This window comes from Micromonospora palomenae (assembly GCF_007829925.1).
Taxonomy (GTDB): domain Bacteria; phylum Actinomycetota; class Actinomycetes; order Mycobacteriales; family Micromonosporaceae; genus Micromonospora; species Micromonospora purpureochromogenes.
Map to the genome: position 1 here is coordinate 1,311,004 of NZ_VIXA01000001.1, position 26,515 is coordinate 1,337,518.

26 protein-coding genes and 3 pseudogenes are annotated in these 26,515 nt (G+C 68.0%); 21 read left to right on the forward strand and 8 right to left on the reverse strand.

What is annotated here, in order from left to right; all coding sequences use genetic code 11:
* Positions 1-140: 140 nt before the first annotated feature.
* The 4 genes from FHX75_RS05950 to FHX75_RS05970 all read left to right on the forward strand — a co-directional run bounded on the left by FHX75_RS05950 (position 141) and on the right by FHX75_RS05970 (position 3,520).
* A complete protein-coding gene (locus tag FHX75_RS05950) occupies positions 141-704 on the forward strand; it encodes an NADPH-dependent FMN reductase (protein WP_154937027.1) in 564 nt (187 codons plus the stop codon).
* Between the two features lie 61 nt (positions 705-765).
* On the forward strand, positions 766-990 hold the full coding sequence (locus FHX75_RS05955; protein ID WP_154937028.1) for a zinc-binding dehydrogenase: 225 nt from the start codon (positions 766-768) through the stop codon (positions 988-990).
* Between the two features lie 11 nt (positions 991-1,001).
* Positions 1,002-1,412, forward strand: coding sequence for a DUF6069 family protein (locus tag FHX75_RS05960; protein ID WP_154937029.1), 411 nt, complete (start codon positions 1,002-1,004; stop codon positions 1,410-1,412).
* A gap of 599 nt (positions 1,413-2,011) precedes the next feature.
* Positions 2,012-3,520 (forward strand): MFS transporter, encoded by a 1,509-nt coding sequence (locus tag FHX75_RS05970; protein ID WP_154937030.1) that lies wholly within the window; start codon positions 2,012-2,014, stop codon positions 3,518-3,520.
* Positions 3,521-4,040: 520 nt separating this feature from the next.
* Here FHX75_RS05970 and FHX75_RS05980 read toward each other — a convergent pair.
* On the reverse strand, positions 4,041-4,589 hold the full coding sequence (locus FHX75_RS05980; protein ID WP_154937031.1) for a MarR family winged helix-turn-helix transcriptional regulator: 549 nt from the start codon (positions 4,587-4,589) through the stop codon (positions 4,041-4,043).
* 363 nt (positions 4,590-4,952) lie between these two features.
* Here FHX75_RS05980 and FHX75_RS05985 point away from each other — a divergent pair, with 363 nt between their 5' ends.
* Positions 4,953-5,561: a DJ-1/PfpI family protein gene (locus FHX75_RS05985; RefSeq protein ID WP_154937032.1), complete on the forward strand. Its 609-nt coding sequence runs from the start codon at positions 4,953-4,955 to the stop codon at positions 5,559-5,561.
* A 231-nt stretch (positions 5,562-5,792) separates the two neighbouring features.
* Here FHX75_RS05985 and FHX75_RS05990 read toward each other — a convergent pair whose 3' ends face one another.
* Both FHX75_RS05990 and FHX75_RS05995 read right to left on the reverse strand, forming a co-directional pair.
* The gene (locus FHX75_RS05990; protein WP_281290797.1) at positions 5,793-6,359 is read right to left on the reverse strand and encodes an enoyl-CoA hydratase/isomerase family protein; all 567 of its coding nucleotides are present in this window, start codon (positions 6,357-6,359) and stop codon (positions 5,793-5,795) included.
* A gap of 173 nt (positions 6,360-6,532) precedes the next feature.
* On the reverse strand, positions 6,533-8,365 hold the full coding sequence (locus tag FHX75_RS05995; protein ID WP_154937034.1) for a glycoside hydrolase family 15 protein: 1,833 nt from the start codon (positions 8,363-8,365) through the stop codon (positions 6,533-6,535).
* A 211-nt stretch (positions 8,366-8,576) separates the two neighbouring features.
* Here FHX75_RS05995 and FHX75_RS06000 point away from each other — a divergent pair, with 211 nt between their 5' ends.
* The 5 genes from FHX75_RS06000 to FHX75_RS30585 all read left to right on the forward strand — a co-directional run bounded on the left by FHX75_RS06000 (position 8,577) and on the right by FHX75_RS30585 (position 13,244).
* Positions 8,577-9,758 (forward strand): low temperature requirement protein A, encoded by a 1,182-nt coding sequence (locus FHX75_RS06000; RefSeq protein WP_154937035.1) that lies wholly within the window; start codon positions 8,577-8,579, stop codon positions 9,756-9,758.
* Positions 9,759-9,846: 88 nt separating this feature from the next.
* The gene (locus FHX75_RS06005; protein WP_154937036.1) at positions 9,847-10,623 is read left to right on the forward strand and encodes a hypothetical protein; all 777 of its coding nucleotides are present in this window, start codon (positions 9,847-9,849) and stop codon (positions 10,621-10,623) included.
* Between the two features lie 253 nt (positions 10,624-10,876).
* Entirely contained in the window at positions 10,877-11,209 is a 333-nt protein-coding gene (locus FHX75_RS06010) for an ArsR/SmtB family transcription factor (RefSeq protein WP_154937037.1), read from the forward strand.
* 352 nt (positions 11,210-11,561) lie between these two features.
* Positions 11,562-12,710 (forward strand): low temperature requirement protein A, encoded by a 1,149-nt coding sequence (locus FHX75_RS06015; protein ID WP_246157710.1) that lies wholly within the window; start codon positions 11,562-11,564, stop codon positions 12,708-12,710.
* A gap of 375 nt (positions 12,711-13,085) precedes the next feature.
* Complete coding sequence (locus FHX75_RS30585) at positions 13,086-13,244, forward strand: hypothetical protein (protein ID WP_170285292.1); 159 nt, start codon at positions 13,086-13,088, stop codon at positions 13,242-13,244.
* Positions 13,245-13,288: 44 nt separating this feature from the next.
* On the opposite strand, the gene FHX75_RS06020 is transcribed toward FHX75_RS30585, so the two are convergent.
* Positions 13,289-14,107: an enoyl-CoA hydratase/isomerase family protein gene (locus tag FHX75_RS06020; protein WP_154937038.1), complete on the reverse strand. Its 819-nt coding sequence runs from the start codon at positions 14,105-14,107 to the stop codon at positions 13,289-13,291.
* A 321-nt stretch (positions 14,108-14,428) separates the two neighbouring features.
* Between FHX75_RS06020 and FHX75_RS06025 the strand changes: the two genes are divergently transcribed.
* The 4 genes and pseudogenes from FHX75_RS06025 (at position 14,429) to FHX75_RS06040 (ending at position 16,692) form a co-directional block, all read left to right on the forward strand.
* On the forward strand, positions 14,429-14,860 hold the full coding sequence (locus FHX75_RS06025; protein WP_154937039.1) for an OsmC family peroxiredoxin: 432 nt from the start codon (positions 14,429-14,431) through the stop codon (positions 14,858-14,860).
* 200 nt (positions 14,861-15,060) lie between these two features.
* A pseudogene (locus tag FHX75_RS06030) lies at positions 15,061-15,249 on the forward strand (YnfA family protein); the annotation flags it as partial.
* Positions 15,250-15,637: 388 nt separating this feature from the next.
* Positions 15,638-16,171, forward strand: a complete 534-nt coding sequence (locus FHX75_RS06035; RefSeq protein WP_154937040.1) for an AAA family ATPase — start codon at positions 15,638-15,640, stop codon at positions 16,169-16,171.
* Between the two features lie 173 nt (positions 16,172-16,344).
* Positions 16,345-16,692, forward strand: coding sequence for a hypothetical protein (locus tag FHX75_RS06040; RefSeq protein WP_154937041.1), 348 nt, complete (start codon positions 16,345-16,347; stop codon positions 16,690-16,692).
* 285 nt (positions 16,693-16,977) lie between these two features.
* Here the strand turns inward: FHX75_RS06040 and FHX75_RS06045 are convergent, their stop codons facing one another.
* Positions 16,978-17,196, reverse strand: coding sequence for a hypothetical protein (locus FHX75_RS06045; protein ID WP_154937042.1), 219 nt, complete (start codon positions 17,194-17,196; stop codon positions 16,978-16,980).
* A 259-nt stretch (positions 17,197-17,455) separates the two neighbouring features.
* On the reverse strand, positions 17,456-18,511 hold the full coding sequence (locus FHX75_RS06050) for an IS110 family RNA-guided transposase (RefSeq protein WP_154937043.1): 1,056 nt from the start codon (positions 18,509-18,511) through the stop codon (positions 17,456-17,458).
* Positions 18,512-19,804: 1,293 nt separating this feature from the next.
* Between FHX75_RS06050 and FHX75_RS31460 the strand changes: the two are divergent.
* The 4 genes and pseudogenes from FHX75_RS31460 to FHX75_RS06070 all read left to right on the forward strand — a co-directional run.
* Positions 19,805-20,326, forward strand: a pseudogene (locus FHX75_RS31460) (replication initiator); the annotation flags it as partial.
* Between the two features lie 497 nt (positions 20,327-20,823).
* Entirely contained in the window at positions 20,824-21,276 is a 453-nt protein-coding gene (locus FHX75_RS06060) for an adenylyltransferase/cytidyltransferase family protein (protein WP_154937044.1), read from the forward strand.
* Positions 21,277-21,335: 59 nt separating this feature from the next.
* The gene (locus FHX75_RS06065; protein ID WP_154937045.1) at positions 21,336-22,253 is read left to right on the forward strand and encodes a tyrosine-type recombinase/integrase; all 918 of its coding nucleotides are present in this window, start codon (positions 21,336-21,338) and stop codon (positions 22,251-22,253) included.
* Between the two features lie 58 nt (positions 22,254-22,311).
* Entirely contained in the window at positions 22,312-22,899 is a 588-nt protein-coding gene (locus FHX75_RS06070) for a hypothetical protein (RefSeq protein WP_154937046.1), read from the forward strand.
* Positions 22,900-23,085: 186 nt separating this feature from the next.
* Here the strand turns inward: FHX75_RS06070 and FHX75_RS31930 are convergent, their stop codons facing one another.
* A complete protein-coding gene (locus FHX75_RS31930; protein WP_281290799.1) occupies positions 23,086-23,214 on the reverse strand; it encodes a hypothetical protein in 129 nt (42 codons plus the stop codon).
* A 38-nt stretch (positions 23,215-23,252) separates the two neighbouring features.
* Between FHX75_RS31930 and FHX75_RS06075 the strand changes: the two genes are divergently transcribed.
* Positions 23,253-23,765, forward strand: coding sequence for a suppressor of fused domain protein (locus FHX75_RS06075; RefSeq protein ID WP_246157712.1), 513 nt, complete (start codon positions 23,253-23,255; stop codon positions 23,763-23,765).
* A gap of 347 nt (positions 23,766-24,112) precedes the next feature.
* Here FHX75_RS06075 and FHX75_RS06080 read toward each other — a convergent pair whose 3' ends face one another.
* Positions 24,113-24,691, reverse strand: a complete 579-nt coding sequence (locus FHX75_RS06080; RefSeq protein ID WP_154937047.1) for a TetR/AcrR family transcriptional regulator — start codon at positions 24,689-24,691, stop codon at positions 24,113-24,115.
* Positions 24,692-24,844: 153 nt separating this feature from the next.
* Between FHX75_RS06080 and FHX75_RS06085 the strand changes: the two genes are divergently transcribed.
* Complete coding sequence (locus FHX75_RS06085; RefSeq protein ID WP_154937048.1) at positions 24,845-26,305, forward strand: MFS transporter; 1,461 nt, start codon at positions 24,845-24,847, stop codon at positions 26,303-26,305.
* 3 nt (positions 26,306-26,308) lie between these two features.
* A pseudogene (locus tag FHX75_RS31465) lies at positions 26,309-26,501 on the forward strand (TetR/AcrR family transcriptional regulator); the annotation flags it as partial.
* Positions 26,502-26,515 lie beyond the last annotated feature (14 nt).

A 26,515-nucleotide genomic window follows, 5' to 3' on the forward strand; every position in this document is an offset into this window, starting at 1 on the left:
TGATGCGGTAGGGTAGGACTTGAACGTTCAAGTGAAGGGTAATGGCAGGCCGGCACCTGTGGCTCAGCGCCACCATCCGCGCCCGCCGCGCATCCGCCGGCTCGGCCTCGCACCGGCCGGCCCATCAAGGAGAGAACCGCATGAGCGACCTGAAGATCGCCGTCATCCTCGGCAGCACCCGGCCCGGCCGCAACGGCAAGGCGGTCGCGGACTGGGTGGTGGACCGGTCCGGCACCCGCACCGGCGTCGAGTACGAGCTGGTCGACCTCGCCGACTACCCGCTGCCCCACCTTGACGAGGCCATTCCGCCGGCCATGGGTCAGTACCAGGGTGAGCACACCAAGGCATGGGCGACCAAGATCGCCGAGTTCGACGGGTACATCTTCGTGACCCCCGAGTACAACCACTCCACCTCCGCCGTACTCAAGAACGCGATCGACTACCTGTACGGCGAGTGGAACAACAAGGCCGCCGCCTTCGTCTCCTACGGTTCTCTCGGCGGCACTCGCGCCATCGAGCACCTGCGGGGCGTGGCCAGCGAACTGCAGCTGGCCCACGTACGTCAGCAGCTGTCCTTCTCGCTGTTCACGGACTTCGAGAACTTCTCCGCCTTCAAGCCGGGAGAGCAGCACGACGCCGCCGCGACCACCCTGTTCGACCAACTGGAATCCTGGGCCCGCGCCCTCAAGACGGTCCGGGTCTGACGCCTTCGCCCACCAAAAGGCAGGCGACGGGACCGTTCATCCTCGGGCAGATGGCGTCGTCGTGTCCGTCACCATCGCGGTCGAGGTGCCCACCGGCTCCCCGGTCAACGCGGTGCACTTCGCGGCCCGCAACGACACCAGCCACCTCGCCGCACTGATCGCGCTCGTCGACGCCGGCACCGTCCGGGTCGACATCACCGCGTCCCGTCCGCTCACCGACCTGGCCGCCGTGCACCGCGACGCCGAGTCCGACCGCACCCGCGGCAAGATCATCTTTGTTCCATGAAGGAGTCCCTGATGACCAGCACCTCCGTCTCCCCGACAACCACGCGGCTGCGCGTCGGCGCTCTCACGGTCGGCGGTGCCGTCCTGGCCGCCGCGCTGCTCTGGACGGCCGCCCAGATTCTGGGTATCGAGCTGCGTGTCGATCCCCGTAACGGCCAGGCCCCCTCAGTGGTTGGCCTGCCGCTCACCGTCACGTTCACGCTCGCCGTCAGCCTGCTCGGCTGGGGTGCGCGGGCGCTGCTGGACCGGTTCACCCGCAGCGCACCGGTCGTGTGGACCGTCCTTGCCGTGTTGGTGTTGTTGGTATCTTTCCTGCCCCTGTTCAGCTTCGAGGCAACCGGGGCAGCCAAGACGATCCTGGCGCTGATGCACATCGCGGTCGCCGCTGTGTTGATCTCAGCTTTCAGCCGCCGGAAGCCCTGACCACCGGTCAGCGGAACCGCGATGCCGGTCGCCGCTGAGCCACCACGCAGGTCGGATCGCCACCGTGCGGGCTTGTACGGCGACGGCACGGCGACAGGCGGAGCGGGCGTGTCCCGGAACGGAACGGACAGGTTCAGGTTCCGGGACCGCACCGAGCCCACTATCTGCGGAAGGTCTGAGCCCAGAGAAGCGGAAGCGTATGTGCACGTACGGTGGGTGCTTCAGGACTGGCCCGCCTGAGCACAGTTCCCCCGGCTATCGCTACCGCTGACAACTCGCCCACCGAGTCGGCCCGTCCAGGTAGCAGCCTTCGCCAACTCCCCGATCGAGGACGGTCGGCCCAGCGGATGCCTGTCCACGCGGCAGCCCGTCAGCGAGACCAGCCGGTGCGCATCATCGACCTCACGCCCTGACCAGGTACGGGGTGGGGGTCCGGGGCGGAGCGCCGCCTAGCGTGCTGACGACGCGAGCGGGTATCGCCGGAAAGATGTCACCTTCTCCGCGGAGGAGGCCTTCGCGGATGCGGCGAGCCTTCGAAGCACGTCCTCAGTCACCCTCAGCCAGCCCATTCCTCACGAAGTTCCGAAGTGGATACCTCTATGTCTCGAACAGCCTTCAAGGCTCCGGGCGACGCGCACGCCGAGCGGTGGAAAGCACTCGTCTTCATCGCGCTCGCCCAGCTGATCGTCGTCCTCGACGCCACCATCGTGAACATCGCCCTGCCCTCCGCCCAGCAGGACCTGGGCATCTCCGACGGCGACCGGCAGTGGGTCGTCACGGCCTACGCCCTGGCCTTCGGCGGCCTGCTCCTGTTCGGCGGCCGGATGGCCGACCTGTGGGGCCGCAAGCGCGCCTTCGTCATAGGCCTGATCGGTTTCGCCGCCGCCTCCGCGCTCGGCGGCGCGGCGACCACCGGCACGACGATGTTCGGCGCCCGCGCCCTCCAGGGCGTCTTCGGCGCCCTGCTCGCCCCCGCCGCGCTCTCGCTGCTCGCCGTGATGTTCACGGACGCCAAAGAGCGCGCCAGGGCGTTCGGCATCTACGGCGCGATCGCCGGCGGCGGCAGCGCCGTCGGCTTCATCCTCGGTGGTGTGCTCACCGAGTACCTGGACTGGCGCTGGACGTTCTTCGTCAACATCCCGTTCGCGATCGTCGCGGCGGCCGGCGCCTACGTCGTCGTCCGCGAGCCCGAGGGTAGCCGCAACCGCTCCCCGCTCGACATCCCCGGCGTCGTCCTGTCCACCCTGGGCCTGGTCTCGCTGGTCTACGGCTTCACTCGCGCCGAGTCCCACGGCTGGGGCGACACCACAACCATCTCCCTGTTCGGCGGGGCGCTGGTCCTGCTACTCGCCTTCGTCGTCACCGAAGCCAGGGTCAAGGCACCGCTGCTGCCCCTGCGCGTGGTCACCGACCGCAACCGCGGCGGCGTCTACCTCTCCCTCGGCATCGCGGTTATCGCGATCTTCGGCACTTTCCTGTTCCTGACCTACTACCTGCAGGTCGTGAAGGGCTACTCGCCGGTCAAGAGCGGGTTCTGCTTCCTGCCGATGGTGGCGGGCATGACGGTCGGCTCGACGCAGATCGGGCCGCGTCTGATGACCCGCCTTCCGGCCCAGTTCCTGATGGGCTCCGGCTTCCTGGTAGCCGCGGCCGGCATGTTCCTGCTGACGCAGCTGGAGATCGGCTCGTCCTACGCCTCGACCGTCCTGCCGGCCCTGGCGCTGCTCGGTCTCGGCATGGGTATGACGTTCATGCCCGCCATGTCCCTGGCCACTCTGGGCGTCGAGCCCCGGGACGCCGGTGTCGCCTCCGCGATGATCAACACCTCGCAGCAGGTGGGCGGCGCGATCGGCACGGCCCTGCTGAACACGATCGCCGCCTCCGTGACGACCTCGTACGTCCAGGACCACATCGCCAGCCCCGCGACGAGGCCGCAGCAGCGACTGGTCCAGCTGCAGGGCGTGGTGCACGGCTACACCACCGCCATCTGGTTCGCCATCGGCATGCTGGTGCTCGCCACGCTGATCGTCCTGTCCCTGGTCAACGTCGGCCGTACGGGCCGCGAGGGCGCCGAGGACGAGGTGGCGGTGCCGGTGGTCACCCACTGAGGCACCAGGTCCCCCTGACGAAACCTGTCGTGGGAGCGTGGCGGGACGCCGCGCACCCACGGCTCCCTGAGTGAGTGGCTCAGCGGAGTCAGGGCAGGTCCGCAGTTCGTTCGGCTGAAGACCCTCGGCGACGATCTCCATGATCTCGCCGAGGCTCTGCTGCTCGGAGCAGATAGCCGCTCGAACAGCGCCTGGCGCAAAGCGGTCACCTGGCAGGGCTGCTGAACTGCTGGAGCATCAGCAGCCCTGCCGGATGCTGGACGCGTGGGCGCAGAGCCCGTGCCAGCAACGGATGGGTCTGGGTGAGCAGGCCCTCAGTCTGTTTGCTGATGCGGGTAGCTTCACCGGCGACATTGTCAGGGACGAAGCTCCGTTCCGGACCGTCGGTGCCGGGGACCAAAGGCGCCGCGGCGTCAGTGTCCCTGCGAGGCGACCGCTTCCGCAGATGCCACGCCAGGGTCGCGACACGGCGGCGATGGCATGCGGGACCCCGGATGCCCGGCCTCGCTCCCATCGAAGCTCATCGTGGCGTGGCGTTGCGCTGTGGCAGCTGAGGGGCGGTGTCCGTGCGGCGGCAGTTCTGCTGCTCCCAGCGGTCGATCCTCTCGCTGATCTTCTCGGCAGCGGTGCGCAGGCTGTCCAGCTCGGCGGGGTCGAGAACGTCGACGACCAGGTCGCGTACCCGGGCCACGTGCCCCGGGGCGGCCTCGACGAGACGGGCGTAGCCGGCTTCGGTCAGGATCGCGTGGGTGTAGCGGCCATTGGTGGGGTCTGGTTCGCGGCGGACGAAACCCCGGCGCTCCAGCCTGCTGATCATGTGGGAGAGACGGGACAGCTCGGCGTTGGCGAGGACGGCCAGGTCGCTCATGCGCATGCGGTGTCCCGGCTGGTCGGCCAGTCCAGCGAGGACGTAGTACTCGACGTAACTAAGGTCCGCGTCCTGCTGCAGCTGCGCTTCCAGGGCAATGGGCAGTTTGTGCAACATCAGGGCGAATTGCTGCCATGTCTCCAGCTCCGCCGGAGTCAGCCAGCGCGGCTGATCGTTCGGGCGTGGAGGCTGTTCAGGCATGCCCCGAAGTCTAACGAGGGCGAGCACGATTGCGCTCTCGGTGAGTGCCTGTTCTAATCCCTGCGGACCGCTGGGCTCGGTAGCCTCGTAGCAGCGAGCCGTGGGCCATGTTGGTCACCACCAACTTGAGATTGATCAAGCTCCCGGATCTCCCGTCGCAGCAGCCACACAGTCACCAGGCGTTCCGTTCGCGCAACCGTCACCGTGATGCTTCACCGAACGGCTGGACGGTACGTACGGCACCCAGGCTCGGAACTCGAAACGCAGAGCGCGGTAGGCATGCCACCAGCCGCTGATTGGCTCCCGACCTGAACCGGTGCGCCAGGCAGACTGGCATCTGATGCCGTACGTGAGGGAGTTGTGATGCAGGTAGCCGTGGTGACCTTCGACGGGTTCAACGAGCTCGACAGCTTCATCGCTTCCGCGCTGATCAACCGGTGCCGCAAGGACGGCTTGGAGGCCTTCATCACGACGCCGACGCCGGTGGTCACGTCGATGAACGGCGTCGAGGTGACCGGGCAGCGCCCGATGGAGTTCGTGACCGAAGCCGACGTCGTGCTGATCGGTAGCGGGGTGAAGGCACGCGAGGTGGTCGCCGACGACCAGCTGATCTCCAGACTGCTGCTCGACCCGTCGCGACAGCTGATCGGTGCGCAGTGCTCCGGCGCCCTGGTGCTCGCCCGGCTCGGGCTGCTCGATGGCATGCCCGCCTGCACGGACATGACGAGCCGGCCCTTTGTCGAAGCCTGCGACGTCACCGTGCTGGACGCGCCGTTCCACGCCGAGGGGAACATCGCTACGGCGGGCGGCTGCCTGGCGTCCCAGTATCTCGCGACGTGGGTGATCACCCGAATGCTCGGGCAGGACGCTGCACGCGAGGTCATCGGCTACGTGGCTCCGGTCGGCGAAAACCAGGAGACCGTCGAGCGCGCCATGCGTGCCGTCCACGCGGGCGAGGTTGCACTGCGCTGACGCCCCGCGATAAGCCCTCTGGGCCGCCGGCAGTTATGGCGACGACTCCTGCGCGCATTGATGGCGGCATTGTCGGGAGATACGCGCGAGCACGTTGTGGTTCCCTCGCCTGGCTGGGCCCGACCGGCTGTCTGGCAGCCTGTGTTCCCGGGCATCTCCCGTCAGCACCTGGCGGAGTTGATCGAGGAGCTGGCCGACCCTTGGTTGGCTCTGGGGAAGGACTCATGGCGATCAGAGCTCGCCCAGCGCGGCGCCGAACTCGAGTTCCGTGCGGGAGCGCTGCTGCAGTCCTCGCTCCATGAGCGCCGCCAGGCGCGACGTGCTCGAGCCATCGCGGGCGAGGATCTGGAAGAACCCCGAGTCGACCTGCACGTCCTCCTTCGCCGGCAGTGCTGCGGCGTTGATGCGGCGCTTGGCGAGGCGGACCGCAGCCTCTGGGAAACTGCCGATGCGCTCAGCGAGAGCCTTCACATACGCGATGAGCTCGTCGTCCGGGAGCGCCCGGTTGACCAGACCGATCCGCTCCGCCTCTCGCGCGTCGACGTCCTCGCCAGCCAGGATGACCTGCATCGCCTGCCCCAGCCCTGCGAGCCGCACGATGTGCTGGACCGCTCCGGCACCGGGGAAGACCCCTGTTCCCACCTCGGGCTGTCCGATAACGGCGCGCTCCAGCGATGCAAAGCGCATGTCGCAGGCGTAGAGGAACTCGCCGCCCGCTCCCCGGGCACGACCTTCGAGAAGTGCGATGGTCACGGGGCGCGCCTCGCTCAGACGCCGGGGTTGTCGATCGTGGCCCACAGCACGCCGCTGCTGAGTTCCGTCCTCAGGGTCGAGTAGGTAAAGGCCATTGGCCGGACTCCTCCGTCTGAAGCGGTTGCGAGTTGCAACCAGGACCGCTCGGGGCCTGTGTCGAAGTTGGTGTCGGTGCCTGAGCTGGCTGCGGTCTCCGCCCGGATATCGCTACGTCGGGCTCAGGGGGCGGCGTCGAGTAGGCGGTCGAGGTCCACGGCGGTGCCAATCAGAGAGAGGTGGCTGAACGCCTGCGGGAAGTTGCCGGTCTGCTCGCCGGTGGGGGCGATTTCCTCTGAGTAGAGGCCGAGGGGGCTGCTGTAGGTGAGCATTTTTTCTAGGGTCAGCGTGGCGTCTTCGAGCCGTCCGGACTGCGCGAGAGCCCGGACGTACCAGAAGGTGCACATGGTGAAGGTGCTCTCCTGGCCGGGCAGGCCGTCGGGCGAGGCCTTCGGGTCGTACCGGTAGACGAGGCTGTCGGAGACCAGTTCGGCGTCCATGGCTCGCAACGTTGACTGCCACATGGGGTCGGTCGGCGCGATGAATCCGACCGAGGGCATGGTGAGCAGCGACGCGTCCAGGACGTCGGTCGCGTAGTGCTGCACGAAGGCACCGCGGCCGGGGTGGAAGCCACGCGTCATGATCTGTTCATAGATCTGGTTCCGGTCACGCACCCACCGGTCGGTGTCGGCCGGCCGTCCGCGTCCCTGCGCGAGGCGAACCGCCCGGTCCAGGGCTACCCAGGACATCAGGCGCCCGTAGGTGAAGTCCCGGCGGCCACCGCGGGTTTCCCAGATCCCGTCTTCGGGCTGGTCCCAGTGCTCGCAGAGCCAGTCCACCAGTCGCACGGTGTCCAGCCACAATTGGCGAGAGAGCTGCAGACCATGGCTGTCGGCCTCGTGGAGGCCGTTGAGTAGGTCGCCGTAAATGTCGAGTTGCAGCTGGTTCGCGGCGCCGTTGCCCACCCGCACGGGTGCTGATCCCCGGTATCCCTCGAGGTGGTCGAGCATCTCCTCGCTGAGATCGGGTGACCCGTCGACGCGGTACATGATCTGCAGCGGCACCTCCCGTACCCTGGCCTCCCGGACCCGGTCGTCGACCCAGTGCATGTACTGCCACGTTTCGTCGGTGAAGCCCAGGGCGAGCAGGGCGTGTAGCGAGATTGTCGCGTCGCGGATCCAGGTGTAGCGGTAGTCCCAGTTGCGTTCCCCGCCGATCTGCTCGGGCAGCCCGGCGGTGGGGGCGGCGATCAGCGCGCCGGTCGGCGCGTACGTCATGAGTTTGAGCGTGATCGCGGAGCGCTCGACCATTTCCCGCCAGCGGCCGGTGTAACGGGAGCGGGCCAGCCAGCGCCGCCAGAAGTCGCGGGTCTGCTCCAGCAGCTCCTGCACCTCGCCCGGTGTGTAGAAGCGCGGCCGGTCAGGCGACACTCCTGTCTCCAGAACGACACCCCCGGACTCGCCCTCGCGCAGCGTGGCGATCGCCCACCAGCCCCCCTCCTCACGCCGGACTCCCTGCTCGCCCGGCCGGGTTTCGGGGTATCGAACCATGTTCGTGGTGAGGGAGAGCGCAGAGCTGCGGAACACGTGCCCCTCGGGGTAATCGTCGAGCTCGTGCGGATCCCGCCCGTAGTTGAAGCGGGGTTGGCAGTCGACCCGGAACCGCATCGTGCCCCGGACCACCCGCAGCATCCGCACCAGGCGGTGGCGGTCAGTGGGCTGATCCCCCGCGACCGGCATGAAATCCACCAGCTCACCCACGCCGTCCGCGCTGAGAAAGCGGGTGATCAGGATCGCCGTGCCGGGCAGGTACAACTGCTTGCTCACGTACTCGACGCCATCCGGCGACACCTGGAAATGCCCGCCCTTGCGCCGATCAAGCAGCCCGCCGAACAGGCTCGGCGAGTCGAACCGAGGGGCGCAGAACCAGTCCAGCGTCCCGTCCATCGCCACCAGCGCCGCGGTCTGAAGATCACCAATCAGGCCGTGGGCCTCCACCGCGGGGTACGAGTCCACCCAAGCCCTCCCCAACTCACCTCACCTACCGCGCTATTACCCTAACCGGTTGAAACGTGCATACAGCTCGTAACGCACGAAAGCACTCCTACCTGGTGGCACACATTTACCCCGTGAACGCCCGCCGATGGTGCTAGGACTGCTCTGTGAGCTGCATCGACGGAACGACGCGCTGATCGTGGCGGCGAAGGCGACAAGACGCTTGGAGCCCATGGCCGGCGAATACGGCGGCGCGACGTTCCTGGAGTTGTTCTTCGACCTGGTCTTCGTGTTCGCGCTGACCCGCATCTCCGCGCGTGCGTTCGAGGACCTCGCGCTGGAACCCGGCGGCAGCCATGCCTGGATGGCCGTCACCGGCGGCGGGAAGACACTTCTGCTGCTGCTCGCACTCTGGGGCGTGTGGCAGGGCACGGCGTGGACCACCAGCCGCTACGACCCGCACCACATCTGGCTGCAGGCGATAGTGATCACCGCGCTGGTGGCCAGCATGGTGATGGGCGTGGCGATCCCGCGGGCGTTCAGCCAGACCGGTTTGATGTTCGCCATCGCCTATGTGGTCGGCCAGCTGTCCCGGCCGCTGATCCTGCTCGTCGCCCTCGGCCGGCATCCGTACCGTCGGCTGAAACTGCGCATGGCCATCACCTTCACCGCCACCGGCGTGCTCTGGATCGTTGGGGCATTGCTGCCGACCACCCCACGAGTGATCTGCTGGGCCGGCGCGCTCGCCGTCGAGTACGCGGCGGTACGGACCGGCTGGCCGGTGCCCGGGCTGGGCCGCTCCACCACGTCGAAGTGGGACATCGCCGGCGAACACCTGGCCGAACGCTACCAACAGTTCTTCCTCGTCGCTCTCGGCGAGACGATCCTGGTCGCCGGCTTCGCCTACAGCATGGACCCGCACGGACCCGGCCGCACCACCGCCTTCGCGCTGGCCCTGGCAACCACGATCGCCATGTGGCGCATCTACGTCCAGCGGGCCGGGCAGATCCTCGGCGAGGCCGTCGCCAAGGCCCGACACCCGGCAACCATCGGCCGCTCCGCCGCCGACACCCACGCCGTCATGGTGATCGGTCTGACCGCCACGGCGATCGGCTACGAACTGGTCATCGAGCACCCCGGCGGGCACCCCGGACCCGCCTGGGTCGCGGTGGTGATCGGTGGACCCGTCCTGTTCCTCGCCGGACGGGCCCGCCTCGAATACGAAGTCTTCGCCCGGGTTTCCCCGTCCCGCTGGATCGCCATCCTGGTCCTGCTCGCCCTGACCCCGGTCCTGCCCCACGTTCCCGCACTGCTGGCCGCCGCGGGCGCCCTGGTCGTGCTGGCCACGGTGGGCGTCGCCGACACCCGCCGCGCACGCGGCGACACCGCCGAGGCAGCGGCACCGCCCTTCTGATGCTGCCGTCCGAGCCGGTCGGCGCCGCGCACACCTTGGCCGATTGGGGCTGGAGACTTTGTAGTGAGGCACTCGTACTCTGGCCGGCGTGTCTGCATCCCTCGCCGCCGTGACCCGGCACCACCGGGTAGTCCTCGCGGTTGCCCTGGCCCTGTCTGCTGGCTACCCGGTAGGGCAATGGTTCGCATCGCCGGGCGATGGAGCCCTAAGTGATTTGTCGTTCTTCGGGCTCCTGGCAGCCGTCGTGATTTCGCTGGTGCTGCTGATCGTCACTTCTCTGGCGCAGCGACCGGCGGTCTTCATCGTGCGGCCGGAAGAGTCCTCCTTCAGCACGCCGCCTAGCTTCCCGGTAGTTGCTACCGCCCTTCTGTTTACGTTTGCGGCCTCAGGGCACGTTGGCTCGCTGGTCGTCTCGGCCAAGTCGCACGACAATCTGCTCGAGAAGGCCGCTCTCGCCGTCCTCTGGATGGCTGGGGCTGGCCTGCTCCTGACTGGGGCCTGGCGTGGACTGGGTGTCCACTTGCGCCCTGAGGGCCTACGGTGGCGGGAGCCGACCGGATCGGTGAGCGTGCCGTGGGAAGCAATAGCACCTGGTCATCCGTATCGGCCTGCGGTACGGGCAGGCACTCTGACTCTTACTTATGGCCGCCCCGAGTTGGTGCGTCGCCGCGGCCTGGTGCTGAGCCGGCGACTGCTTCGCATCGACAATGTCCACGCCTGGTTCATCGCGGACGCTATCCGGCACTACGTGACGCACCCCGATCGTCGGGCAGCGATCGGCACGGAGGGCGAATACCGCCGCCTCCTCCACGCGATGCGCGACGAACTGGCCGGCCCGCCCGTCGGGCCCGGAACCGAAGCGTAGGTAGTAGCGCGCCGCCAAGCCCGCCTGGCCACCTCCGACGACCACCAGGTCACACGATCCGGGCCTGCTCGCACCTCCGGCCGTCCGCCGATCATCATGCCGAGTGGCCCAAGATCCCGACACGCTGGCCGACGCAGGCACTGGCCCGTCCCGGCGCGGACACGGCCGGGACGAGTTAACACTGCTCCCTACCCGCGAACGGACGGTGACCCGGTCCTGGTTCCACCGGCCTATTGATGGTGTTGGTGAAACGATGCAAGACGTGGGAGCTGCGAAAACTGCTACGCCTGTTACCTCGCCTCTTGCTGGCGAGCCGATCAAGCGTGCCGATGCCGAGCGGCTCGCCGGAGTGCTGAAGGCATTCGCCGACCCGGCCCGGCTACGACTGCTCAGTCTGATCCAGTCCGCTCCGGAGGGCGAGGCCTCCGTGAGTGACCTCACCGCGCCGCTTGGTCTCTCCCAGCCGACCGTGAGTCATCACCTTCGGATCCTCACCGAGGCCGGCCTGCTCGAGCGCGAGAAGCGCGGCGTCTGGGCCTACTACCGCCTAGTGCCGTCCGCGATCGCGGCGGTCGCCGGGGCCTGATCTTGTCCAATTCCCAAGCTGACAGTTCGGGCGCCGGCCAAATCTTGCATCAGCGACCGGGCTGGCCAGTGATATCCGCTAGAGCGTCAGTCCGGTGGCCAACCAAGAGCCGCGGCCGCCGTTGCCACCACCAACCACCGTCCGGTCCGGTCCGGTGGTACCTGCCAACGGCCGCGCCGCCGTCATCGACTGTCGCAGCGCGGAACCGCTCGTCTAGCTGGTACACCTCCTCGTGCCAACATGCCCGTACCGCATGTGTGACCAGGGGCCAGATCTTGTCCAGCCAGTCGCGGCCTGGGATAAAGCCGGCAGAACGGGCGGGATGATGACGAGCAGTGTCAGGTTCCTGCGGATGCCGGAGGATCCGCGGCGGGCGAACTTCCTGGAGCTGTTCTTCGACCTGGTGTTCGTCGTCGCGCTCGCCGAGCTGTCGCAAGGGCTGATCCAGGATCTCGGGTGGAGCGGCGCCTTCCGGACGCTGGTGCTGCTGTTGGCCATGTGGTGGATATGGAGCATCACCGTGTGGGTCACCGACCTGTACGCCCCGCAACAGCCGGCAGTTCAGCTGGTGGTCACCGCGACCATGCTCGGCAGCCTGGTGATGGTGGTCGCGCTGCCTGACGCGTTCGGCGAGCGAGGTTTGGTCTTCGCTGGCCTGTACGTCGCTATCCATGTCGGCCGCCAACTCTTCCTGGTCCTCGCCTTGCGTGGTCACGAGTTGCAGGGCAGAAGCATCCAGGTGCTGTCCTGGTTCGGTGTCTCGGCGGTGCCGTGGATCGCGGGCGCACTCGTGCCCGATACGGGGCGCGCGGTCCTGTGGACGCTGGCGGTTGCCATGGACTACACGGGCGCCGCCCTCCGCTACTCGACCCCGGGGCGGCGTCGCTCGCCCATATCGCAGTTTCCGATTGTGGCTGAGCACCTGGGTGAGCGGTACCAGCAAGTTTTCATCATCGCGCTCGGCGAGCTGATCCTGGTCACCACGATGACCCTCGGTGGCACCGGCTTCGCGGCCGATCGGACGGCGGCGTTCGTGGTGTCGTTCGTCGGCACGGCCCTGTTCTGGCGGATCTACATCCATCGGGCCGGGGAGCTGTTGCCCGCCACCATCGAAGCGGCCCGCAATCCGGACCGCGTTGCCCAAACGGCGGCGGGCGCTCATCTGATCATGCTGGCCGGGATCGTCGCCACCGCCGTCGGCGACAAACTCGTCATCGCTCATCCAACCGAACACACCCAACCAGCCTGGGTCGCCGTCATCCTCGGCGGACCCGCGCTGTTTCTGGTCGGTCGTGCCGGCTTCGAATACGCCACCTTCGCCCGTGTGTCCCGAGATCGGTGGATCGGCGTCCTCGCGCTGGCCGCCCTGGCACCGCCGATGCTCCTCGTGCCGCCGCTAGTGACTGCCATCGCCGCTATCGCAGTCCTCACCGGGATCGCCGTTGCCGACGCGGCGCGCGCCCGCGCACGCCCACCCGAACCGCCGTCACCACCCGGCTAGCCGGAAGTGTCACTCACGTCTTGAGACCGTTCTATCACTGAGGTCCTGAGGCTCGACAACGCCGGCAGCCGGCCTGTCGTATTGGCATGATGAGTCACAGATTGGTTCCGCATGTCGGCATATGTTCAGTCGTGCAACAGGCCAGCCTCGCCGCGTAGGACGCGCTGACCGACGAATACTGAGCCGCCGGTCGTTCGACTCCTGCGAGCGGTGTGCACGCCGCAGATCCCGGCGACCTGCGCGAGGATCTGACCCGCTGGGCGCACGAACTCATCGAGTGCTTCCGCAACCCGGGCGCCGCGGCCCTGCTGCGCGGCGGCATCGCTACAGCGGGTGGCCGCGACTCGGACTGCCCTGCGCAATCGCCAAGCCGAGGTGACCATGATGGTCGAGCGGGCGGGCGGCACGCTAGCCGTCAACGACGTGATCGACCACGTCCTCACGCCCATCGTCCACCGGGTGGTGTTCCAGCCCGAGACGCTCAACGACGACCTGGCGCCCACGTTTGTCGATTATCTGTTCGCCGGCCGTTAGCCAGGCCGATCTGCCCAGGCCTGCCCTGGAACACCGCCCCGGCATCAGCCGCCCAGCCGACCCAGCAGGCGGGCCAAGTCCAACTCCGCGTCCCGGGTCTGGAACCCTGCCTTCGCCGCGGCTTGGACCTGGCGCTGCGCCTCGGGTGTTCGCATCCCTTCGCCGAACAGATCGGAGTCGCGGCGGAATTCATCGACGGGCGCGAGCGTGATCGCATTGACCCGGTCCTTGACCGCGGCGCGGCCCGCCGGCGGGAAGGCGGCGATACGGTGGGCGAGCGTCTTGACGAATTCGCGCAGCTCGGCGGCGGGCAGCGCTCGGTTGATCCAGCCGTATCGTTCGGCCAGCGCGGCGTCGTAGTCCTCGGCGCTCAGCATGACCTCAAGCGCCCGCCCACGACCCAGGAGACGGGCCAGGTGCTGCATTCCGCCTCCGCCGGGAGGTGCTCCCACCGACGCCTCGAATTGACCGAAGACCGCCGACTCCAGCGCGGCGAAGCGCATGTCGCAGGCCAGCACGAACTCGCTGCCCGCAGCGCGTACGCGACCTTCGATCTGGGCGATGCTGACCAGCCGGCTGGCGCTGAGATGGCGGAACATCAGCCCGAGCGAGGGCTCCCCGACCAGCTTCGCCGCTTCGTCCCGATACTCCTTGATCTTGGTGACGTCGACGTGCGGGATGAAGTAGTCGGGATCGGCGCTGGCGAACACGAGCACCTGAACCTTGTCGTCGGCCTCCGCCTGTTGGATGAACGACACCAGGTCGCGAACCAGTGGAGGGCCGAGCAGATTCATGGGTGGGGCCATGATCTCCGCGAACAGCACGGCACCCTCATCGCGTACGGTGAGCGCCTCGAAGGCCACGGTGTCTCCCCGGATCTCGCCCTAAAACTCTGCCGACGCTCCGCGGCTGGAGCACGAGGCCACCGCAGGCGGGTCGATCCAAGCGCCACGGGCGGATCGCTCGCGCGAGAAAACTACCGTGGCACCGCGCCGCCATACCGGGAATTGGCTGAGGAACACCCTGACGCACGTACGTGGCCGGTACGAGCCGGAGCGCGGACGCGCTTTCCACCGGGCGCCGCCGCGAGCAACCGTACGCTGGCCGAGAGCCGCACCGCTCAGCCGGCAGGTTCGCCACCGGCTCGGCTCACTGGCGGCCCCACCAGGCGAAGGGATGACGAGATGCCGATCGTGAGCGGCCGGTCGGACTGGCATGGAACACTCCACGGCGGTTCCGGAACGATCTCCACCGCAAGCGACACACTCAACGCTGTGCCGTACACCTTCGCGAGTCGGTTCGAAGGGGCCGACGGGGCATGCCCGGAAGAGCTACTGGCGGCGGCGCACGCCGCCTGCTACAACCAGGCGCTGTCCAACATCTCCGGCAAAGAGGGCTCGCAGGTCGCCTCGATAAGCACAACCGCGGAGGTGACGATGGGCGACGACGACCGCGGCCGCCCCGCGATCACAGCGATACATCTTGATGTCGAGGCCAAGGCACCGGGCATGTCCCAGGAGGTCTTCCAGTACCTGGCCGAACAGGCCCGAGCCCGGTGCGCCTTCTCGAAAATGCTCGTCCTGGAACCGACCCTGACGGCGAAGCTGGTGCCCTGACCGGGCCCATCGGGCCGCCCTGCTGATCCACGGCCCGGCACGCCGCCGATCCGAGTGGCGCCCTTGGGCACCTGGACCTCCGTGTAGGACGTCGCGTAGCCGCCGTCATCCAAGCCGTACTCCGGCGGCAGGGACAGACCCCACATGCAGTCGGTCAGGCCCGTACCCCCGTCAGTCGCCCACGTTCCCGGCTCGACAAGGTCGCCACCTCCCAACCCGACCCGAACTTCGGCCGCATCCTCGCCGCCTACGGCGGCATCTTCGTCGCCGGCTCCCTGGCATGGGGCATGGTCGTCGACAAGTTCCGCCCCGACCGCTACGACCTCGTCGGCGCAGCCATCTGCCTCCTCGGCGTCGGCGTCATCATGTACGCCCCACGCAGCGGTTGATCGTGGCAGCGCCACTAATCAGACGTTGAAGCGGAACATAGAGCCGTTGTCCCGCCACCCGCGTCAACGGCCGGCGACCCCTGCTCACACGGCGACTCGGGCCGCCATCGTTGGTGGCTGGTTGACGACGTTTGACAGTGTCTTGTGCCCCCTGTGTGCCCCATGGCAGGAGCGAGCGGACGCCGTTCCTACCTACTCATCTACGAGTCGGTGTGGCCCGGCGCTGGTCCACCGCTTGGTCCTCGTGCCCGACACGGCGCCCCGGTTCGCGATCGTCCGCTCATGCTCGCCGGTTTGGCTGTTCGTTTGGCTGCCCGGCGGGACCCTGACGCCTCGCTTACAAGTCCTGGGCAGGTCGTCCGGTTGCTCACGCGCGTTAATGTGTCCCGTGATCGTATGGCTCAACGGCGCCCACGGCGCGGGCAAGACGACGACCAGCTCGCTCGTGCAGCAACTGATCCCGGATTCACGGGTATTCGACGCCGAGAAGGTCGGCGAGACGCTCATGACCATCACGCCGGGGCTGCCCGAGACGGACAACTTCCAGCACTGGCCGCCGTGGCGGCAGCTCGTCGTCGAGACCGCCCGCCACGTGCTCGACTACACCGGCGGCACTCTGGTGATACCCATGACTGTCCTGGTCGAGCAGTACTGGCGCGAAATCAGCACGGGCCTCGCCCAACATGCCATCCCGGTAAGGCACTTCGTCCTCCACGCTGACGAAGACACCCTCCGCGGGCGTATCGAGGGGGAACACCCTGTTCCGTCTCCGTTCCGTCTCAAGTACCTCGAGCCCTACGCCGAGGCGGCGCGCACGTGGCTGCATGCCGAGGCCGAGGTCGTCGACACCACGCACCTGACTCCCGCCCAAGCCGCCGTGCAGATCGTCCTCCAAGCTACCGGGGGAAGCTCAGGTGCCTAACCTCACCTTGGGAATCACATGATCCGCAAAGCGAGTAGCTGCGTGGCTGCCCGCGACAAGCTCCAGCGCTGCGGGTGCCGGGCATGCTGGAGCCCGCTGTTGGCCCCTGTTCACCCCTTCATCGGGCACGAATCGGGCACGCCGGCAACCTGGGGTCCTGGATCATTACCGCCATGACTGCTCCGCTGCTTCGCGTCACGATGGAGTCCGGCCAGATCTGGCACGACCCCTCAGAGGATCTGCTGTTCGAGTTGCTGTCGGACATGGAGCGCGGCGAGGAACAGTTCCTCGTCGTGGAACGTCTCACCGATGCCACCGGTCAGACGTTCGCGCAGGTTGCCCGAACCGCGGCAAACGGATACCAGGTCGAGTACCGCGAGGGTGACGAAAACAGCCATTTTCAAGCGTTCACCGAGGACAAGCGGCTCGTCCACTCCGTGCTCACGGCTTGGGCCTTCGAACTGGTTGGATGGCGGGCGGCGCTGCCTTGGGTGCCCCTGCGGTTCACCAACTACAGGTAACGAGGCCAGGCGGGCCTGGTGATCGGGCCGATCACGCCTTGTCACCTGGGTAGACGCCGTCATCAGTGGTCGTCCTTGGTCGCTCACGCTCGGCCTCCGACGGCCTGGTGACGGCTTGGACCTGCTCCTCGTCGACCCCGCCCGGAGCCGGCGCGTCCGCCAGGCTCTGACCTCTCGCTTGTAAGTTCTGGGCGCTTCGTCTGCCTGCGTGCCAGACCGTCTGCCGCCTCGGCCAATCGTCCGTGCGACGCCGGCCGTGGTCGTCCTCGTCCCGGCCAATTGCTGTCAGCGTTGCTGTCGACGCAGCCACACGGCCCAGCAGAGAAGCGCGACACCCATCATCGAGAAGACCTCGCCGAGCCCCCACGAACTGAGCTTCCCTTGAAACGGATGATGGCCATCGGTCCAAAGCTGAATCAGGAGGTCACCGAAGCCGAAGATCAGGGACCAGACGCCCATCCCAGCAACCTGCTTCGCAGTCGACCGGCCGTCAGTCATGGTCATGCCGGCCATAGAAGCACCCGTGCCTACCGTCGGCCATCCCCCTTCAAGACGGTCATACGTTGAAGCGAAACTTAGACGGCCGGCCGCGTGACCTGCGGCGGCTTGGCCGGCGCGCTGGCCAAGCCCGGACTTCGACTCGTTTGGGTCTCACGTCCCTCCTATAGGAGTAGATCGCCCACGGGTCATAGCTGGTGGTGAAGTAGATACGACACGGCAGTGATTCACCGTGAGGTGTTCCATCCCGATGCTCCTATGGAGGTCAAGGGGCGAGGGCGGCGAAGTCGGCGCGTAGGGCGGTGTAGACGTCGCGGACGATGTAGCGCTTGAGGCAGCGGATGATCTCTTGCTTGCTGAGGCCTTCGGTGATGCGTCGGTGCAGGTAGGCGCGGGTGCGCTGGTCGTAGCGCATGCGGCAGAGGGCGATGGTGTGCAGGGCGTGGTTGGCGCCGCGGTCGCCTCCTCGGTGCAGGCGGTGGCGGCGCACCCGTCCGGAGCTGGCGGGGATGGGTGCTGCGCCGCAGAGGTGGGCGAGGGCGGCTTCGGAGTGCAGCCGGTCGGGGTTGTCGCCGGCGGTGGTGAGCAGCTGGGCGGCGACATCGGGGCCGACACCGAACAGGGCGGTGGTGCGGGGTGCCGCTTTCCGGACGATGGGTGTCACCTGCCGGTCGAGGAGGGTGATCTCCTCGGTGAGGGCGGTGACGCGGCGGGCGAGCCCGGCCAAGGCTGCGGCGGTGGCGTGCTGCGGGTCGTGGAGCTTGGTCGGGTCGTAGGCAAGTACGGCGCAGCGGCTGACCAGCACGGCAGCGCTGATCCTGGTCAGGTGGGCTCGCAGAGGTTCGGGGGCGGCGGCGACCAGGCCGCGCATCTGATTCAAGGCGGCGGTGCAGGCCTTGACCGCTCCTCGGCGGGCGACCCTCAAGGCGCGGATGGCCTCGACCGGTCCGGTGCGGGTCTTCGGCGTGCCCATCGCGGTGCCGGCAAGGGTCGCCCGGGCGGCGGCGATAGCGTCGATCGGGTCGGACTTGCCCTGTGCGCGGCGGGCTCGGCGGTCCGGCCGGTCCACCTCCATCACGGCGATCTTCTTGCTGGTCAGATAGCGGGCCAGGCCTGCGCCGTAGCTGCCGGTGCCCTCCACGCCCACGGCAGTCACCCGCCCGAAGGAGCGCATCCAGGCCAGCAGATCCGCGTAGCCGGCGGTGGTCGCGGGGAACTCGGCGTCGGCCAGGAGCCCGCCGGTGGTGTCGATGACGGCGGCGTGGTGCGTGTCGCGGTGGGTGTCGACACCACCGATGAGAGATCGCTTCTTGGCTGCCATGCTGGTGAGGTCCGCCCTTCTCGGTCGCGTCGAGAACACGTGGACACGTCACCGGTCAGGCGATGCGGACAACACAGTGGTGGGGCGCCTCTCGCACAGGCTCCTATCAGGTCACGACGCCTGACCGGTGACATGCAGCTGCCGAGGGCCACCGAGCCGGCCGACGAATCGGGATCAGGACAGCAACGTCGGTCTGCCGGTGAGTCAGACCAACCCGGCGACCCACCCCACCATCCTCACTGTCTGCCATCGACCCGCCCTCCTGGGGAGCGGGCTACCGCCCGGCCCGCCACGTCAAGCGGACCTTGACGGCTCGTAAGGGCGCTGGCGGGTCGGGCGGCGGTCTGCTCGGCTTGCCCCGGGGCGACGGCAGGCGGGATGGCCTACCGCAACCACCCACGGACCGCGACGCGCCGGCGGAGCCCCGGCCATCTTGGAGCCGGAGCGCCCCCGCCGGAGGCGCAGTGACCGCACCCCCGCGATTGCCGCCAGCTCGCCGACGCGGTCGGCGTGCGCTCCCCTACGCCGCGCGGGCTCGTAACCGCGCGGCCCGGCCGGCTGTCGGCCCACCACACCACCGATCAACGGTCTGTCGTTCTGCGGCGGCCCTACGGGCTTCCCGCTGTCCGCGCCAGCCGCCGGGCGTTCGGCGCGGCCGGCCGCGAGCCCCAGCGAGCAAGCCGGCCGCGCGCCCTGGCGGCGGCGCGTGCGGCCCGTTCAGGGCCGCCTTGATAGATGTACAGAAAGTCCTCCCACATCGGCCGGCAGCCGGCCGGTCCGCCTCCGTCGGACGGGGTCACGGCGGGTTGACGTGTCGACACCCGGTGCTACTCTGGCGCTCGTCGAGCACGCCACCGCGGCCTTCCTGCCGGATCGCTGGACTCGATGTCGGAGATGTCGAGCGGCCTTCCTGCCGCTGACGCGGGCCACGTCCCGCCGGCTCTCGATCGCACCGGCCGCTGCGCCGGTCCCCCAAATCCGTTGAGTGGCCCAGGACGGCCTACTGCCGTCCACGATGGCCCGGATTCGTGAGCTTCCACGGGTGGGGGCCTGCGGCAACCCGCCGGATGCCGGTATCCCAGGCTCCCCACCCGTGCCGGCCCACTCATCAGGTCCACGATGCGAAAGGACATAAACGATCGGCGGGAAGTGGCACCACCACGATTCCGCCCTCCGGCGTCAGCCGCCCTCTCGGCGGTGCCAGGAGACACGACGAACACCACCAGCGGACCGCCGTCCACAGCTGGTGGTGCTTCGTCTCCCGTCCCTGCCACCCCGCGTGAGGAGAAAGTTGTGTCCACCCCGTTCAGTCTGTTCCGGCCCGACCTCACTGTCGGCCGGGATGCCCAAGCCCTGCACCGCGCCGCCACCTCGGGGTTCTCCGGCTGGCTGGAGCACACCGCCCCCGCCGGTGGCTGCTCACGCCCGATCCGCCTCACCGGCACCATCGCCGCCGTCAACAGAGACACCGGCCGCATCACCAGCCGGCTGCACACCGACGACCTGCCCGACCGGGCGCTCTACAAGGCGTGCGGCAACCGTCGCGAATCGCACTGCCCCGACTGCGCCTGGGTCTACCAGGGCGACGCCTACCAAGTCGTGCGCTGCGGCCTGACCGGCGGCAAGGGCGTCCCCGCATCGGTAGGCCGGCACCCGGTCGTCTTCGCCACCTTCACCGCCCCCTCCTTCGGCGTGGTCCACCACCGGCACGTCCCCAGCCACATCTGCGCCACCCGGCAGCGCTGCGACTGGGCCAGTCGAACTTCAGGGTGTCCAGCGCGACTGCCGTGTCGCAGCACGGAACCGTCACATCCGGGCTGTCGAACTCGCCCTCGGTCTGCTCGATAAGGTCCTCGTACCAGTCCAGCGGGATGTCCCGATCGCAGCGCGGGCATGTGATCTGCTGGATGTTCTCGCCCGCGTCGGCCGTGGTGATCCGGTCGTAGAACTCGACCGTGACGTCCTGCTGGACGCCGTCCGGGTCGGGAAACACTCGCCGGACATAGGCTTCGGCCTCGGCGGCTGCTTCGCTGGTCGGCTGCCAGTTGACGTCGGTCGGAATCAGCGAAACGTAGAAGTCGCTCACGGGACGTCATTCTCGACCGCGGGCCGGATGACCGGTGCAGTCGCCCTGTCAGCAGCCAGCGCCTGGCCGACAGCGCCCGCACATGTCGCCGACAGCGCGTCACGCAGAGTCATCGCCGGTCGATCAAGACGCACTCGGTCTTGCCGATGTCCGCGCCTCGGCGGTCTCGTCCGGTAGAACGGTGAGCGACCGCGACTGGTGTGGGCGAAGGAGCAGGTGAGTTGTTGTGGAGGACCCAGACGTGGGTGCGGCTGCCATATCGCGGGTTTACGTCGACATGGTTGGAGACCTGTTCCACGCGGGCCACGTGTCGCTCCTCCGGCAGGCGCGCCGCCATGGTGACTGGCTGGTCGTCGGCGTGCTGTCCGACGACACCGCAGCCTCCTACAAGCGTCGTCCCATCATGACCCTCGCCGAGCGTGTCGCCGTGATCGAGTCGTGCAGGTACGTCGACGAGGTGATTGAGGACGCCCCGCTCCAACTGACCGAAGAGTTTCTTGCCGAGCACGGGATCACCACCGTGGTGCACGGCGACGACCTGTCGCCCGAGGGGGCCGAGTTCGTATACGGGCCCGCTGCAGCAGCCGGGAAACTCACTTACGTTCGGCGCACGGGAGGAATCTCAACCACCCAGTTGATCCAGCGGGTGCTCGACGCGGCCGCCTCGCGAAATGAATGACCGGATCTGCCGCGCAGAGGGCGTTGACAGCGACTGTTAGTGGTAACGCACCGTGAGGTATGGCTACCCTTCCCGCGTCCGGTCCCGGTGTCGTCTCTCCTGATCGTGTCGTTCTCCGTGCGGCGGTTTCTGCCTACCTCGGTCGGTACCGTGGTGACACGCGGCTACACACCGAGTCCGACCTGCGCGTCTTCCTAACTTGGTGCACCAGTCAGAACCTGGATCCGCTGTTGGCCGCGCGCTTGGAGATCGAGCGGTACGTGCGCTGGCTGCAGGACGTACGCCGCTTCCAGCCCTCGACCGTCTTCCGCCGACTGTCGGTGGTAGTCGGCTTCTACCGCGTCTGCGTCATCGACGACATCCTGCCGCACTCACCAGCCGACTACGTCCGCAGACCAACGGTGCCACCCGAATCACCCACCCTCGGACTCGGCCACCTGCAGTTCGAAGCCCTGATCACCACCGCACGACTGTCGGCCAACCCGAACGACTTCGCGCTGATCGCCATGCTCGGCCTGCTCGGGCTGCGGATCTTCGAAGCCTGCGGCGCCAACATCAGCGACCTCGGCGAGGAACACGGCCACCGCGTCCTGCGAGTACGCGGCAAGGGCGGCAAAGTCGTCCTCATCCCGCTCCCGCCCGCGGTGGCCAGAGCCGTAGACCACGCGGTCGACGGCCGCCTCGACGGCCCGGTCCTGCGCAACACCCTCGGGACGCGAATGGACCGGCACGCCGCAACCCGCCGGCTCAAGCACCTCGCCGCCAGCGCCGGGATCCGGATGCCAAGGATGCACCCGCACATGCTTCGCCACACCTTCGTCACCACCATGCCCTACGCCGGTGTGAGCCTGCGCGACGTGCAGATCGCCGCCCGCCATGCCGATCCCCGCACGACCATGCGCTACGACCGCGCCCGCAAGAACCTCGACCGCCACCCGAACTACATCCTCGCCGCCTACATGGCCTCCGGAACGTAGCGACCATGACAAGCGGATCTGCCGAGTTGAGTTCGCCGGCCGGCTGTACCCTCTGCGGATGCTTGACGACATTTCGCTGCTCCGCAGGATTGCGGCAGCACCATCGGTCTCGGGTGTCTTGCGCGAGCTCGTCGAGTTTGACGTTGAGGATGTGGCGTCCGTCGACGGATCCACGGCGCGGCTGTCTTCGAGCGTGAGTCTGTGTGTGATCGCATGTGACGGCACGGCGGGGCGGTTCTTTCTGGTGGGTACGGAAGCGCCGTCGCGTCCCGTCCTGTACGCGGACTCGGAAGGTAGCGCCGGCCTCATCGGATCGAGCTTGGCGATCACTCTGGCCACCATGGTCGCGTTGCCGAACTGGCATGACCTGCTCGGTTTCTCCGGCGGCGGAGACCTCGACCAGATGCGTAGAGCCCAAGCCTGGCTCGAGGAAGGAATGCGGCGGAGTCACCCCGATCTCGATCAGCTTCAGGCCTTACTTGTCGGCGAGTTGGAGCTGGATGTGCTCGACGACCCAGTGCTGACGTTGTGGCAGTCAGTGCGCGCCACAGATCCGACGGAGACCTTCATTGATGATGGCGACGGCGGCTTGCCGTGGGGATCGCTTTTCGGCGAATGGACGATCGAACGCCTGATGCGACGGTGAACTCAACGCCCACCCGACATCCGGATCTGCCGCCGATCGTGCGCACTGGGGCCTCGGCACACCGGTCACGCTGCGTCGGTCAGCCTCGGTGCGGTTCCCGTGCGGACATGGCCGATGAGCGTGACTCAGGTCTTCTCCTCGATGGATCGTGGCCTAGGCTGCGTCGTCATGAACGAGCCGCTCGGGTCAGGAGTCCTCCGCCATCAGCCGTTGCATGACGGGTTCGTACCGGCGCACGGGCCGCAGCAGGGCTTCGCCGAGGCCATCGACCGGCACATCGAGGAACACTTCGGGCCTGTCGAGTTCGTCTACCACGAGATTGCGCGCACCTGGTCGGCGTGCATGTCTATGTCGTGGCACCGACCGAGGAACGCCCCTATCGGACGCTGATCACGTCTGGCATGAGTGAGCTGCCGATGACGGTCCCCGAGGGCCATGGCGTCAGCCCGTACGCCGAACTGATGCTCTGCCTGCCGGCCGACTGGCCGCTGACTCGGCTGACCGGGCTGGACGACGACCCGGCCGGCTGGCCGCTGCGAGTCCTCAAGCAGGTGGCCCGGCTGCCGCACGAGTACGGGACCTGGATCGGCGAATGGCATTCCGTGCCGAACGGGGATCCCGCGCAGCCGTACGCTACGGACACCCCGTTCGCTGGAGTCGTCGTTACGCCGATGCTGCGGGTACCGCCCGAGGCTCGCACGATCGCGGTCCGCAGCGGTATCCGAATCGCGTTGCTCGCGCTGATCCCTCTGCACCCGGACGAGATAGCGGTCAAGGTCGAACACGGCACAGACGCACTCATCGAAGTGCTCGACCGTGGCCGTGTCACCGAATTGCTGGAGCCGCGCCGTCGCTCGTACGCCTGACGGCTCGATTGCACGCACTGACCGAGACCAGGTGTGCGCTTCTGCCGCCGACCGTGCGCGCTGGGCCTCGATGCGCCGTGACGCTCGGTCTTCAACAGCAGCTGGCGCGGCTGGGTTCATCTGAGTGGGGTCGTCACCGAGCGACCGGCGGCGGTCTTGCGGAACCCGCCGCATGGCGAGCTGTTCATCGTTGACCAGTCGACGCAACCCTGCCCTGCCCACGCCGACGCCCCGGGCCTGCGCAGATCATCATGGTGACATCGAGAGTGGCCCGCGATTGCCTGGGTGATGTGCGGCGGATCTTGCCACTGTTCCAGACAGCCGATTCCTCGGGTGAACCGCGCGGCTCAGGGTGACGGCCGTATGAGCGTCGCCATCATGCGGTCGACGTAGATGGCGAGTGTTTCGCGGTCGGCGGTCGACGTAGCGGTGGTCCCGATCTTGTGGCGGAGGAGCCCGACGCCTATCAGGATGGCGGCGACCAGTTCCGCGCGCAGGTCCGCGTCGGGGCCGTCGAGGCGGGCGGCGAGCGCGCCGAACGATTTTTCGATGCGGTCCCGCAGGACCGCGCGAACGTGTTCGTCGTTGGCTGCGCCGACGAGTGCCGCCAGATCGCCGGACTCCTCGGCCTGGGTCAGGTCGAGGGCACGATCGAGCAGCGCGCGTGGCAACTCGGCCAGCGGGGTTTTCGTGACGATGTTGGGTGACTCCGCGCCAGCGCAGGCGGCCTCGGCGAACAGCTTCTCCTTTGAGCCGAAGTAGCGGTAGACCAGCGTCTGGTTGACACCGGCGGCAGCGGCCACGTCACGCGTGCTGGTGCCTTCGACACCGTGCCGGGCCATCAGCGACCGTGCCGCGTGCAACAGCGCTGCGCGGGTCGCCGCAGCATCGCGGCGGCGGTGTCGGGTCGTGGGATCGGCGTCCATGGCAGCCTCCCGAGGAAACGAAGTAGTCAAACGACTACTTTACCCAGGATTAGGTGAGAGGAAAGTGCTCTTGCTCACCGCAGGTCTTGTAGTCAGTTGACGACTTAGGTCGTACCGTCGAAGTCGTCAAGTGACTACAAGAGGAGCTCCGAGATGACCGAGAGCCGGACCGTGCTCGCGCTGCCCCCTCGCGCGGACGACCAGCCCCGCACGGGCAGCCGCCCCGCTGCGGTGCTGCTGGTGCTTGCCCTCTCCACGTTCGTCATCGTTGTGATGCAGAGCCTGGTGATGCCGATCCTGCCGAGCCTGGCTGACTCGCTGAATGTGTCCATGTCTGGCGTGTCGTGGGTGCTTACGGTCAACCTGCTGTCCGCAGCCGTGTTTACCCCGATCCTCGGCTCGCTCGGCGACGCGCTGGGGCGTAGGCGGGTGCTGCTGGCAACGCTCGGGCTGGTCACGCTCGGGTCAGTGCTGGTGGCCTCCTCCCACACCCTGGCGATCGTGCTGGTCGGCCGGGCCCTGCAGGGCATGGGCTTCGCCGCGATGCCGCTGGCCATCGGGATCGTGCGGTCGATCTTCCCGGCTCACCGGGTGTCCTCCAGCCTCGCGTTGCTCAGCGCGCTGAGCGGTATCGGCGCCGGCGCCGGCCTGCTGTTCTCCGGGCTGATGACGAAGGCGGGCGTGACCGCGCAGGGGATGTTCTGGATCTCCGCGGCGGCCACCGCCGTCGGCGCGCTCGGCGTCGCAGCGCTGATCAGGCTGCCGGAGAAAGCGAGGTCGTTCACGGTCGACGTCTGGGGCGCGCTGACGCTGGCCGGCGGTCTGGTGTGCGTCGTGCTCGGCATCAATCGTGGCCCGATCTGGGGCTGGGGCTCCGGCAGGGTGCTCGGCTTGTTCGCCGGCGGCCTGGTGCTGCTGGCCGCGTGGGTGTTCGTCGAGCGGCGGGTCCGTGAACCGTTGGTCGACATGACCATGATGCGCAACCCGGTGGTGCTGGGCGCCAACGTCACCGGCTTCTTCGCCGGTGCCGGCATGTTCGGTGCGTTCGTGCTGATGCTCCAGTACGTGCAGACGCCGAGCCGGTTCGGGTACGGCTTCGGTGTCGACGCGCTCGGGGCCGGGCTGACGCTGCTGCCGCTCACCGCCGGCACGCTCACCGCGGCCGTGCTCGCGGCGACGCTGATCCGGCGCGTCGGTCCGAAGTGGTCACTGGCAGCCGGCATGGTCGTCGCGGCCGGCACGTTCGCCTTCCTAGTGGGCTTCCACGGTCAGCATTGGCAGTTCTACGTCGCCGCCGGCCTGCTCGGCCTCGGGCTCGGCCTGTCGTTCGGCGCGATGCCGGCACTGCTGAACACCGCGGTAACCCCGGAGCGCACCAGCGTCGCCAACAGCATCAACTCGACGCTGCGCTCGATCGGCGGCTCGATCGGCACCGCCATCGCGACCGCCGTCCTCGCCGCCACCACCATTCCCGGCACCACACTACCCACTGCGGACGCCTACGTGACCGCCCTCTGGGTCGGCGGCGGGATATGTCTGCTCGCCTTCCTCGCCGCCGTCGTAGTCCCCTATCGCCACCGGGCGCATACCCGCACTGCCCAGGGCGCCGTCTGATCCATCCAACGGATCGGCGACCGGCTCATCGATGCGGTGGCCGGGCACCCCGAGCGCCCGGCCGCCCGCATCGCCGCGCGGGTGGTGCTCGCCGGGATCGCCGAGACGTCCGGCGACTTTCATCGACGTACCCGACGGAGAACTGCGCGAGGCACTGCTGGCGCTGCTACGCCGGGCGCTCGAGCCCGCCGACTGACCATCCACCCATAA

Bases quoted from the DNA above. Each gene is read 5' to 3' on its own strand.
- FHX75_RS05950 (WP_154937027.1), top strand. From the start codon at position 141: ATGAGCGACCTGAAGATCGCCGTCATCCTCGGCAGCACCCGGCCCGGC.
- FHX75_RS05960 (WP_154937029.1), top strand. From the start codon at position 1,002: ATGACCAGCACCTCCGTCTCCCCGACAACCACGCGGCTGCGCGTCGGC.
- FHX75_RS05970 (WP_154937030.1), top strand. From the start codon at position 2,012: ATGTCTCGAACAGCCTTCAAGGCTCCGGGCGACGCGCACGCCGAGCGG.
- FHX75_RS05980 (WP_154937031.1), bottom strand. From the start codon at position 4,589: ATGCCTGAACAGCCTCCACGCCCGAACGATCAGCCGCGCTGGCTGACT.
- FHX75_RS05985 (WP_154937032.1), top strand. From the start codon at position 4,953: ATGCAGGTAGCCGTGGTGACCTTCGACGGGTTCAACGAGCTCGACAGC.
- FHX75_RS06000 (WP_154937035.1), top strand. From the start codon at position 8,577: ATGGCCGGCGAATACGGCGGCGCGACGTTCCTGGAGTTGTTCTTCGAC.
- FHX75_RS06010 (WP_154937037.1), top strand. From the start codon at position 10,877: ATGCAAGACGTGGGAGCTGCGAAAACTGCTACGCCTGTTACCTCGCCT.
- FHX75_RS06015 (WP_246157710.1), top strand. From the start codon at position 11,562: ATGCCGGAGGATCCGCGGCGGGCGAACTTCCTGGAGCTGTTCTTCGAC.
- FHX75_RS06025 (WP_154937039.1), top strand. From the start codon at position 14,429: ATGCCGATCGTGAGCGGCCGGTCGGACTGGCATGGAACACTCCACGGC.
- FHX75_RS06040 (WP_154937041.1), top strand. From the start codon at position 16,345: ATGACTGCTCCGCTGCTTCGCGTCACGATGGAGTCCGGCCAGATCTGG.
- FHX75_RS06045 (WP_154937042.1), bottom strand. From the start codon at position 17,196: ATGACCATGACTGACGGCCGGTCGACTGCGAAGCAGGTTGCTGGGATG.
- FHX75_RS06050 (WP_154937043.1), bottom strand. From the start codon at position 18,511: ATGGCAGCCAAGAAGCGATCTCTCATCGGTGGTGTCGACACCCACCGC.
- FHX75_RS06065 (WP_154937045.1), top strand. From the start codon at position 21,336: ATGGCTACCCTTCCCGCGTCCGGTCCCGGTGTCGTCTCTCCTGATCGT.
- FHX75_RS06070 (WP_154937046.1), top strand. From the start codon at position 22,312: ATGCTTGACGACATTTCGCTGCTCCGCAGGATTGCGGCAGCACCATCG.
- FHX75_RS06080 (WP_154937047.1), bottom strand. From the start codon at position 24,691: ATGGACGCCGATCCCACGACCCGACACCGCCGCCGCGATGCTGCGGCG.
- FHX75_RS06085 (WP_154937048.1), top strand. From the start codon at position 24,845: ATGACCGAGAGCCGGACCGTGCTCGCGCTGCCCCCTCGCGCGGACGAC.